Genomic DNA, 10613 nt, shown 5'->3' with positions numbered 1-10613 from the left:
GTTGCTTGGCCTGATGGCTAAGTGATATTGCTCTTTAAAAATTTGGAAAAGCTGAAAAATTAAATTCTGATAGATAACGTAAAGTTATTTATCGAGTTTTCGAAAGAAAATGCCGATTAATAGTTCTATATAGAACAATTAATTAGCGTCTACTTTAGTATTCAATATTAACTTCTGGCGAAGTTAAATCAGTCTTTGATTTACAACTTAAAACTATTTTGGGTTGTATGGTTAAGTGACTAAGCGTACACGGTGGATGCCTTGGCAGTTGGAGGCGATGAAGGACGTACTAACTTGCGATAAGCCTAGTCAAGCCAGTAAGAGGCGCTTGAGACTAGGATTTCCGAATGGGGAAACCCACCTGCTTGCAGGTATCGTTAACTGAATACATAGGTTAACGAGGCGAACGCGGAGAACTGAAACATCTAAGTACCCGTAGGAAAAGAAATCAACCGAGATTCCGAAAGTAGCGGCGAGCGAAATCGGAGCAGCCCTTAAGCTTTAATGTAGTTAGTGGAATATGCTGGAAAGCATGACGAAACAGGGTGATAGTCCCGTACACGACAACTTATTTAAAGTGAAATCGAGTAGGTCGGAGCACGTGAAACTTTGACTGAATATGGGGGGACCATCCTCCAAGGCTAAATACTCCCAACTGACCGATAGTGAACCAGTACCGTGAGGGAAAGGCGAAAAGAACCCCTGTGAGGGGAGTGAAATAGAACCTGAAACCGTGTACGTACAAGCAGTAGGAGCCTACTTGTTGGGTGACTGCGTACCTTTTGTATAATGGGTCAGCGACTTATATTCTGTAGCGAGGTTAACCATTTAGGGGAGCCGTAGCGAAAGCGAGTCTTAACTGGGCGCTTAAGTTGCAGGGTATAGACCCGAAACCCGGTGATCTAGCCATGGGCAGGTTGAAGGTTGAGTAACATCAACTGGAGGACCGAACCCACTAACGTTGAAAAGTTAGGGGATGACCTGTGGCTAGGAGTGAAAGGCTAATCAAACCGGGAGATAGCTGGTTCTCCCCGAAATCTATTTAGGTAGAGCCTCGGACGAATACTTACGGGGGTAGAGCACTGTTAAGGCTAGGGGGTCATCCCGACTTACCAACCCTTTGCAAACTCCGAATACCGTAAAGTAATATCCGGGAGACACACGGCGGGTGCTAACGTCCGTCGTGGAGAGGGAAACAACCCAGACCGTCAGCTAAGGTCCCAAAGTGTATGTTAAGTGGGAAACGATGTGGGAAGGCTAAAACAGCTAGGAGGTTGGCTTAGAAGCAGCCACCCTTTAAAGAAAGCGTAATAGCTCACTAGTCGAGTCGGCCTGCGCGGAAGATGTAACGGGGCTAAACATACCACCGAAGCTACGGCTGCGAATTTATTCGCGGGGTAGGGGAGCGTTCTGTAAGTGGCTGAAGGTGTGCCGGGAGGCATGCTGGACATATCAGAAGTGCGAATGCTGACATGAGTAACGACAAGAGGAGTGAAAAACTCCTCCGCCGGAAGACCAAGGGTTCCTATCCCATGTTAATCAGGGTAGGGTGAGTCGACCCCTAAGGCGAGGCTGAAGAGCGTAGTCGATGGGAAACGGGTTAATATTCCCGTACTCGGTATGAATGCGATGGGGGGACGGAGCAGGCTAGGCAAGCATGGCGTTGGTTGTCCATGTGAAAGGCTGTAGGCTGGTGACTTAGGAAAATCCGGGTTGCTAAGGCTGAGAGTCGAGACGAGCCACTAAGGTGGTGAAGTTGTTGATGCCCTACTTCCAGGAAAAGCCTCTAAGCTTCAGTTTATACTGAATCGTACCCTAAACCGACACAGGTGGTCAGGTAGAGAATACTAAGGCGCTTGAGAGAACTCGGGTGAAGGAACTAGGCAAAATTGTACCGTAACTTCGGGAGAAGGTACGCTCTTGTTTGTGAAAGACTTGCTCTGTAAGCAAACGAGAGCCGCAGTGACCAGGTGGCTGGGACTGTTTATTAAAAACACAGCACTGTGCAAAATCGTAAGATGACGTATACGGTGTGACACCTGCCCGGTGCCGGAAGGTTAATTGATGGGGTTAGCTTAGGCGAAGCTCTTGATCGAAGCCCCGGTAAACGGCGGCCGTAACTATAACGGTCCTAAGGTAGCGAAATTCCTTGTCGGGTAAGTTCCGACCTGCACGAATGGTGTAACCATGGCCACGCTGTCTCCACCCGAGACTCAGTGAAATTGAAATCGCAGTGAAGATGCTGTGTACCCGCGGCTAGACGGAAAGACCCCGTGAACCTTTACTACAGCTTGGCACTGAACATTGACCCTACATGTGTAGGATAGGTGGGAGGCTTTGAAGCGCAGACGCTAGTTTGTGTGGAGCCGACCTTGAAATACCACCCTTGTAGTGTTGATGTTCTAACTTAGGCCCCTGAATCGGGGTTGAGGACAGTGCCTGGTGGGTAGTTTGACTGGGGCGGTCTCCTCCCAAAGAGTAACGGAGGAGCACGAAGGTTTGCTAAGTACGGTCGGACATCGTACGGTTAGTGTAATGGTAGAAGCAAGCTTAACTGCGAGACAGACACGTCGAGCAGGTACGAAAGTAGGTCATAGTGATCCGGTGGTTCTGAATGGAAGGGCCATCGCTCAACGGATAAAAGGTACTCCGGGGATAACAGGCTGATACCGCCCAAGAGTTCATATCGACGGCGGTGTTTGGCACCTCGATGTCGGCTCATCACATCCTGGGGCTGAAGTCGGTCCCAAGGGTATGGCTGTTCGCCATTTAAAGTGGTACGCGAGCTGGGTTTAGAACGTCGTGAGACAGTTCGGTCCCTATCTGCCGTGGGCGTTTGAGAATTGAGAGGGGCTGCTCCTAGTACGAGAGGACCGGAGTGGACGAACCGCTGGTGTTCGGGTTGTGATGCCAATTGCATTGCCCGGTAGCTACGTTCGGAATCGATAACCGCTGAAAGCATCTAAGCGGGAAGCGAGCCTCGAGATGAGTTCTCACTTTGACTTAGAGTCAACTGAAGGGCCGTTGAAGACTACAACGTTGATAGGCGAGATGTGGAAGTGCTGTGAGGCATTAAGCTAACTCGTACTAATTACCCGTGAGGCTTAACCATACAACGCCAAAGTGGTTTATAAGCGACAGAAGTTAATAGACTAAAGTAGACAAAAGAATTTAATAAGCTTTTTCCAGATTTAAGAATTAAACAAGGTGACCAACCTCAGGGTATCGCGAAATCGGTTCACCTTGCGCAAATGGAATGCTCGTGCGAGGCACGATGTCATTAGACATTTGCCCCCAGTTTTCCTGGTGACTATAGCGTTTTGGAACCACCTGACCCCATGCCGAACTCAGAAGTGAAACAAAACAGCGTCGATGATAGTGTGGATTACCCATGTGAAAGTAGAACATCGCCAGGGCCAAATAAGAGAAACCCGTTGCAGAGATGCGACGGGTTTTTTGCTGTTTGGGGTATAGAAAACCTCGCAAGCCAATCAACACATCGCGAGGTAAACTCGCTCCTACCACAGCATCAGCACAGTGCAACATGGTAGGAGATGTATGGACTCCTCTCCCTTAACGGGAGAGTACGGTATAATACCAATTAGTCTTAATACTTGCTCAATTTGAAGGAGCAAATCTGACGCTAACTGTGTTAAAAATTTTTCATTTAGAACAACTAAATAGCAAAATTTTCGCCGTGTTATCGACAAGATTTTCTCGCCTCAAAATAGATCACTTAATTAAGCGAATTGGTATAATACCAATCCATCTTAACTTTTTCCCACCTCTATCCAGTCACGTTGACACATTTTAACCACTCGTTTTGTACATGATACAAAGTCATTCCAAGCCTCACTACAACTCTCAACAATATCTTCATAACCTTTGAAACAGCGGTTCGCTAAATGATGCTGACGCAGCCAACTCCATACACGCTCTATTGGGTTCTGCTCAGGAGAATAGGGAGGTAGCTTGATAATGGCGACATTATCAATATCTGTTACCAGTGACGCTAGGTGCCATCCAGCACCGTCCATTAACACAACAGCATGTCGGCCTGCTGCTGTCTTCGCTGATATTTGCTGCAAATGCTGTTTCATGACACTCATGTTCACCCATGGTGTGATGAGTGCTTCAGTATGCCCCGTTGAAGGGCATACAGCGCCGCATAATCAAACGGTTGTTGTTTGACGGCCCTCGGTCGAGTTCCCTTTTTTGCCCAAAGGCGTGTCGTGGTGTTTTGCTGACCAAATCTGGCCTCGTCTTGAAACCAGATATCCACGTCATTCAGGTTGATAAATAGCGGGATCGTTTTGATCAATTCCGTTTGCAGTTTTTTTAAAGTCCTGCTGAACTTGTTCGGACTGTTTCGGGTGGCGAGAGCGGCTAGTTATCCAGCTAAAGCCTAATTTTTCCAATAATTTATAAATCGCATTAGGGTGGCAAGAGACGTTAAATTCATCTTCAATGTATTGCTTTATACGATACCCTGTCAGCCTACAACCGTTGTCTATTTCGACTGTATTTTTCAATATACTGGCACAGTTGTTTCTGCTGCGCATCGTTTAAATAACAACGTTTACCGATAGGTTTTTTAGCGTCAAGGCCAGTGAGCCCCTCGTTAAGGTAGCGCTTCACCCACTCATTTACCATTCTTCTGCTGACATGCAGCATGGCAGCAATTTGTGTTTTATTGTGGTTATCACGGTAGTGCGCGACCGCTAAATAACGGATCTTTTTACGCGCGTCTTTTTCTGATTTAGCTAACTTGAAAAGTTCGACAGAAGTATGAGTATTCAAAGTTTATTTGTCAGTTGGAAAATAAATACAATTAGATCACAAATCATTACTTAATGGTATTATAAGCCACTTTACTCAGTATATTGTGAGCTGTAAATATCGGCGATCCCACTACCTTTTGTGTGAGATCTTCGTTATGATTTTGCTTTTGTTTCACAACTAATTACGAAATGTCAGAACTCTATCATTGGTTTGATCTCTTGGGCGTTATGGTTTTTGCAATTTCGGGAACCTTAATTGCGCATAGTAAACATATGGATGGCTTTGGTGTGATTGTCCTTGCGACAGTAACTGGTATCGGAGGGGGAACATTACGAGACTTGATTTTAGATCAACCTGTTTTTTGGCTTCATGATACTAGCTATATTTACGCTATTTTATTTGCTGTAGCTGTGAGTATATGGTGGTTAAATCGACATCAAAATATTCCAAGAACTGTACTGCAGGTTGCTGATGCCATTGGGCTTGCTTTTTTCGCTGTAATGGGAGTACAAAAGGCTCTAAGTATAGGAATGCCTGATACGACAGCTGTGATCATGGGCGTATTGACTGGGTGTTTTGGTGGGGTAATCAGAGACGTATTAGCCCGAGAAATTCCGCTTCTTCTTAAAGGAGAGTTATACGCAATCACCTGCATTTTTGGTGGGGTAGTCTATACTCAGGCAATTAAGTTGGGCATGGCAATAGAATACGTAATGGTGTTGTCTATGGCCGCAACCTTATTATTAAGGTTAGCGGCTATGCGATACCACTTGGTGTTACACGTATTTAACTATAAATATTAGTTAAGCAGGAGACATGGATGTCTTTAGCAAGAGTCTTCACTCGAGCACAAGTAGGGATCACCGCACCTGAGGTTATCGTCGAGGTGCATCTTAGTAATGGTTTACCTGCCTTTAGTATTGTAGGGCTTCCTGAAACCTCTGTTAAAGAAGCCAAAGAACGCGTCCGTAGTGCGCTTGTTAATGCTGGCTTTTTATTTCCAGAACAGCGTATCACAGTAAACTTAGCACCAGCAGATCTACCCAAAGACGGGGGTCGCTTTGACTTTGCAATCGCACTAGGTGTTCTCGTCGCATCAGGGCAGTTAGATAGCCATGCTATTGCTGATAAAGAGTTTTATGGTGAACTTGCGTTAAATGGTGAGCTGAGGACGGTCACTGCCATTTTGCCATCTGTTATTGCAGCAGCGAAGGAGGGGCGAATTGCTTACCTACCAATCGGTAACGATGCAGTTGCGAGCCTTGCCGCTGATGCCAATCGTGTTGCTATAAGCTGCTTGCGTACAGCATGGTTAGGCTTAAGCGGCCAGCAATCACTTATGTTTAATCAACTCTACCCGGACGAATTAAATATACAAGCTTCAGGTGGGAGCTTGCTGGATATGGCTGAGGTGAAAGGGCAAGAGGGGGCGAAGCGAGTGCTAGAAATAGCCGCGGCAGGTGGGCATAACGTTTTATTTCTTGGTCCACCAGGTACTGGAAAATCGATGCTTGCTCAACGTCTACCTACAATAATGCCGCTAATGACGGATAATCAGGCGTTAGAAACAGCTTCTATATATTCCATACTGGGAAAAACAATCAGCCAATCAAACTGGAAAACAAGGCCTTTTAGAGCTCCACATCATACTTGCTCTGCGGTAGCCTTGGTTGGAGGCTCGTCGAATCCGAAGCCTGGGGAGATATCATTGTCAAATAATGGAGTTCTATTTTTGGACGAATTACCAGAATTTGATAGGAAGGTACTGGACTCATTACGCGAACCGATGGAAACGGGCATGGTAACGATTTCGCGCGCAGCTCGACAAGTTGATTACCCTGCAAACTTTCAACTTATCGCAGCATTAAACCCCAGTCCTACTGGTTGTTACACTGACAAGCGAGCATCTCCAGATCAAGTATTGCGCTATTTGGCTAAGATTTCAGGTCCATTTTTAGACCGAATAGATCTACAGGTAGAATTACCTCGTCTAAAAACGGAAGAACTACAGTCACAGCATGATGGTGAGTCTAGCGCGACAATAAGGGCTAGGGTGGAGCAGGCCTATAAAACAGCTTTAGCACGTCAGGGAAAATGTAACGACCAACTGAGTGTAAAAGAGCTAAATCATATCTGCTATCTTGCTGATGCTGAACGTTTATTTCTAGCAAAGGCGGCGGAAAAACTAAAACTATCACCACGTTCATATCATCGAATAATCAAAGTTGCGCGTACCATCGCAGATCTGAGTTCTACACCTAATATTAGCCTATCGCATTTAAAGGAGGCGCTGAGTTATCGTGCGCTGGAGAGGTTGTTAGGTCAGTTGACACAGTATTAGCTAACTGCATAGGTAGGGTTCGTGGTAAATATTAGGCTGACAGCATATAACCTTTACCACGAACCGTTACAATGCGTTTTTGTTCTTTTTCATCACCGAGTTTTTTTCGTAGTCGGCCAACTAACACATCAACCGTTCTGTCGCTTGGACTCCAATCTGGTTGCCCAATGTCTTCTGAAATACGCTCTCTGGATGTTGCCCTTCCAGCATTAGAAATAAGACAAATCAACACTTTATGCTCTGCTTCGGTAAGCCGAGACTCAATACCGTGTTGATTGATTAAGGTACGATTGTCAGGGTGTAGTTTAAAGTCGGCATATTCGATAAACTCTTCTGATTCATCGTCTTTATTACCAACTAAACGTTTGTATAAGGCGCGCATACGCAGTTCAAGCTCAAGAGTATCTACTGGCTTACAGACGTAGTCATCTGCGCCTTGCGCAAGGCCTGCGATTCTATCAGCTTGAGAGTCTCTACTGGAAAGCATGATAACACCAAGGTCTGATAAGGTATTAATCTCTTTCGCGAGTTGCAGGCCATCGGTGGCGGGTAAAACAACATCAACAATAGCGAGTGCAAATGGGTTTTGGGCTTGAGCTTGGATAAGCTCAAGCGCATTAGCACCCGTATTGTCTACAGTGATACTGAACTCGGTATTTTCAAAGTGACTACACAGCCGCTTTGCTAAGAGTTCATCATCTTCAACTAATAAAACCTTTATGCTCATGTTTTCACTGTTAATTGTTGTTTAATTGTCGTTAATATAACACTGAGAGATCGCTGCTTGGAAGTGCATGAAACGAATTCTTACAACTCTATATCAGGCACGTTAACCTGACAACCCAGTTCGATCAAGGGGGAAGCTAGCTTTATTGTGAAATTATATACAATGAAGTGGTTGATCGTTGCTTCCATAAACGAAAAGACGGCACACGGTGCCGCCCAAAGTTGATTATTTACCGTATAGGTGTTCCCACCATTGTGGTTCTTGCTTTAAATGTTTATCGAAATAAGCGAGCATGGTGTTCCACCAATGGAAGCGTTTGTCACGAGCAAAAATTTGGTGATCTGCGCCTTTGTATTCGACCAATTCAACATCTTGGCCAAGGATCTTCAACGCCGTGTACATATTGTGACTTTCACCTGGCGGCACATTGGTATCTGCGTCACCGTGAATTAACAATAATGGTGTTGTTACATTGTCTGCATTAAATACCGGGCTATGTTGTGAGTAAAGGGTTGGATTGTTCCAGGGGAAACTTCCTTTTGATGCCTCGCCAGAATATAAATAGCCCCACCAACCTTGGCCCCAATATGAGGTAATATTCGAAATACCGGCATGTGAGATAGAAGCTGAGAACAAATCAGTTTTTGTGGTCAGCAGCATGGTCATGAAGCCACCGTAAGAGGCACCCAAATTACCTAGACGCTTATCATCGACGAAAGGATAGGCTTTCACAAACTCTTTAGTACCCATGATGATATCGTTAGCGGTATGTTCACCCCAAGCATTGACGTGCTCTGCTGAAAATTTCTGACCGAAACCTGTTGCACCAGTTGGTTGCAAGACATAAACAACATAGCCTTTCGCTGCCCATAAATTAAATGGGTAACGGCCTGTAAAGCCACGAGTCACAGGTGAGGTGCCGCCGTAGTAATACACAAGTGCTGGATATTTTTTAGATTTGTCTAAATCATGTGGCAGATATACACGACCCTTAATCTCCACGCCTTCAGTATTAGTAAAATTAAACTCTTCTAGGTTGGCAATTTCCGCATTCTGGTATGCGATATTTGTTGAGTCCCACAGCGTGTCGGCTCGCTTATCTGAGGCAGACATGGTTTTTAACTGCTGTGGAGTTGATGCAGTAGTTCCTGTGAATAAGATCTCTGGATTACGTTCACTAGACACAGAATAGTTCGCGACAACATCAAGTCCAGTGTTTAAGCGTTTGAAAGTAGACTTACTTTCGTCAAAGAAGAAAAGCTGTTGACGATCTTGGTCAGTCGCTTTTAGTACCACATCGCCATTATTGAGTACGGTAAAGCTGCCTATGGCTGGATCAAAGTTTTTACTCAGCGCTTTTACATTTTTGCCTTTGCGATCTATCCAATAAAGTTGACCGTCATAGTTATTCGCGAGCATATCTTCAGGTAAGTTGCGTCCTGCACCTTCCGCAAAATCTGGGCCTGCTGTTACGTAAATACCATTTTTAGTGTATTGAGCGCCATTAAATGTACGATACTGACCAATGACACTTTGCTGATTGTTTGACAGGTCTATTTCTACCAACTCCGTCAACATATGGGGTGGCTGCGCATAATCTTGCTTATTACGGGTAGCTAAAACCGTGTTTTCCTGTGCGTCAAAGTCAGCCAAGCTGTGGCTGTGTGTGCCAACAGTCACTGGATTCAGTAGCCCGCTTTTAATATCTAGTAAGAATATTTGCGATTGAGTGCGGGCATATGACCATCTATCTTCTAATCCTTGATAATGCTTTGTCAGTTTGCCTTCTTCTTTGCCACTGTTAGTCCAAGCAAAAATAAGCGTCTCATTATCAAAAAACTCGATACTATTCGCGCCGTTGAGCTTTGTAGCAACTTGAGTACGTTTAAAGGTTTTTACATCAAGAATGTAAGCTTTGTTATCTTTTAAATAGGTGAGTTTGCTGCTGTCATCACGCCACGCAAAGCTATTTGCACTCATGCCATCGAAACTGTAAAGCATGTCACCATCTTCATTGTATAAAGCAGTTTCGGTGATTGCTGAGTTGCCTTTTTCATCATCGTAGTGGCGTACAGTTGAAATGTAATATTCGCCGTTAGGTGCAAGTGAGATAGCACTCACTGTTGGAGCATCAAACAATTGCTTTGCAGACAGCGCTTTGGTTTGTTTTTCTGTCAGCGTGATAATGTCATGTGCTGCTTCACCTTCAAAGCTAAGATCAACCTTATTCCAGTCATTTACCTGCTCAGCGATAACGAGGATTTGATGATCGCCTTTGACTACATCAAGCTGAACCTCTTTAACACCGGAGGCCGGCTCTCCATTTAGAAATACTTTGGCTTTCTCAATGCCCTCAAGCTTGAGTTTACCTGAGACAAAGCGTTCAGTAGTGAAATTAAACTTCAGAGCCTGTAGTCCAGGTATCGTTAATTGAGATACTTTATTCAGTGATTGCCATTTGCTTTCATTATTGAATAGCGTTACCTGTTTGGTGTCTTGTTGTAATGATGGTAGCAGGTTTTCAATAATTGCATCACGATGAGCTGTATCCGCTGGCTTTATTGTTGATTCGCCTGCGATGGGACCCAAAAATTGTATTTTTGATTCATCTAATGGGCTTGCTGAAAGTTGTGCTGAGACTGCCGTAAATAGTAGAGTGACGGCTGTACGTAATTTCATTTATGTGCGCCTATTGTAGGTAATTATATGATAAAACTATATCATAGTATTTTGAACCGGTTGTATTGCTGCGATAGACGTCCT

4 protein-coding genes, 2 rRNA genes and 1 pseudogene are annotated in these 10613 nt (G+C 44.7%); 4 read left to right on the top strand and 3 right to left on the bottom strand.

All coding sequences use genetic code 11. From position 1 onward, the window contains the following. Nucleotides 1-229 precede the first annotated feature (229 nt). Together B1L02_RS17225 and rrf are read left to right on the top strand one after the other, a co-directional pair. Nucleotides 230-3112 (top strand): 23S ribosomal RNA (locus tag B1L02_RS17225). A 190-nt stretch (nucleotides 3113-3302) separates the two neighbouring features. Then, nucleotides 3303-3416, top strand: a 5S ribosomal RNA gene (gene rrf, locus B1L02_RS17220). A gap of 354 nt (nucleotides 3417-3770) precedes the next feature. Here rrf and B1L02_RS17210 read toward each other — a convergent pair. Then, nucleotides 3771-4800, bottom strand: a pseudogene (locus B1L02_RS17210) (IS630 family transposase). Nucleotides 4801-4970: 170 nt separating this feature from the next. Between B1L02_RS17210 and B1L02_RS17205 the strand changes: the two are divergent. Beyond that, complete coding sequence (locus B1L02_RS17205; RefSeq protein ID WP_088532003.1) at nucleotides 4971-5585, top strand: trimeric intracellular cation channel family protein; 615 nt, start codon at nucleotides 4971-4973, stop codon at nucleotides 5583-5585. A 17-nt stretch (nucleotides 5586-5602) separates the two neighbouring features. Next, nucleotides 5603-7123, top strand: coding sequence for a YifB family Mg chelatase-like AAA ATPase (locus B1L02_RS17200; RefSeq protein ID WP_088532002.1), 1521 nt, complete (start codon nucleotides 5603-5605; stop codon nucleotides 7121-7123). Nucleotides 7124-7154: 31 nt separating this feature from the next. On the opposite strand, the gene B1L02_RS17195 is transcribed toward B1L02_RS17200, so the two are convergent. Both B1L02_RS17195 and B1L02_RS17190 read right to left on the bottom strand, forming a co-directional pair. After that, complete coding sequence (locus B1L02_RS17195; RefSeq protein ID WP_088532001.1) at nucleotides 7155-7850, bottom strand: response regulator transcription factor; 696 nt, start codon at nucleotides 7848-7850, stop codon at nucleotides 7155-7157. A 225-nt stretch (nucleotides 7851-8075) separates the two neighbouring features. Beyond that, the gene (locus B1L02_RS17190; protein ID WP_088532000.1) at nucleotides 8076-10529 is read right to left on the bottom strand and encodes an alpha/beta hydrolase family protein; all 2454 of its coding nucleotides are present in this window, start codon (nucleotides 10527-10529) and stop codon (nucleotides 8076-8078) included. Nucleotides 10530-10613 lie beyond the last annotated feature (84 nt).

It is taken from the genome of Pseudoalteromonas piscicida, from assembly GCF_002208135.1.
Classification (GTDB): domain Bacteria; phylum Pseudomonadota; class Gammaproteobacteria; order Enterobacterales; family Alteromonadaceae; genus Pseudoalteromonas; species Pseudoalteromonas piscicida_A.
Note: the sequence above shows the minus strand (reverse complement) of the source record. Positions and strands in the feature narration are given on the sequence as shown.

Bases quoted from the DNA above. Each gene is read 5' to 3' on its own strand.
- B1L02_RS17190 (WP_088532000.1), bottom strand. From the start codon at position 10,529: ATGAAATTACGTACAGCCGTCACTCTACTATTTACGGCAGTCTCAGCA.
- B1L02_RS17200 (WP_088532002.1), top strand. From the start codon at position 5,603: ATGTCTTTAGCAAGAGTCTTCACTCGAGCACAAGTAGGGATCACCGCA.
- B1L02_RS17205 (WP_088532003.1), top strand. From the start codon at position 4,971: ATGTCAGAACTCTATCATTGGTTTGATCTCTTGGGCGTTATGGTTTTT.
- B1L02_RS17195 (WP_088532001.1), bottom strand. From the start codon at position 7,850: ATGAGCATAAAGGTTTTATTAGTTGAAGATGATGAACTCTTAGCAAAG.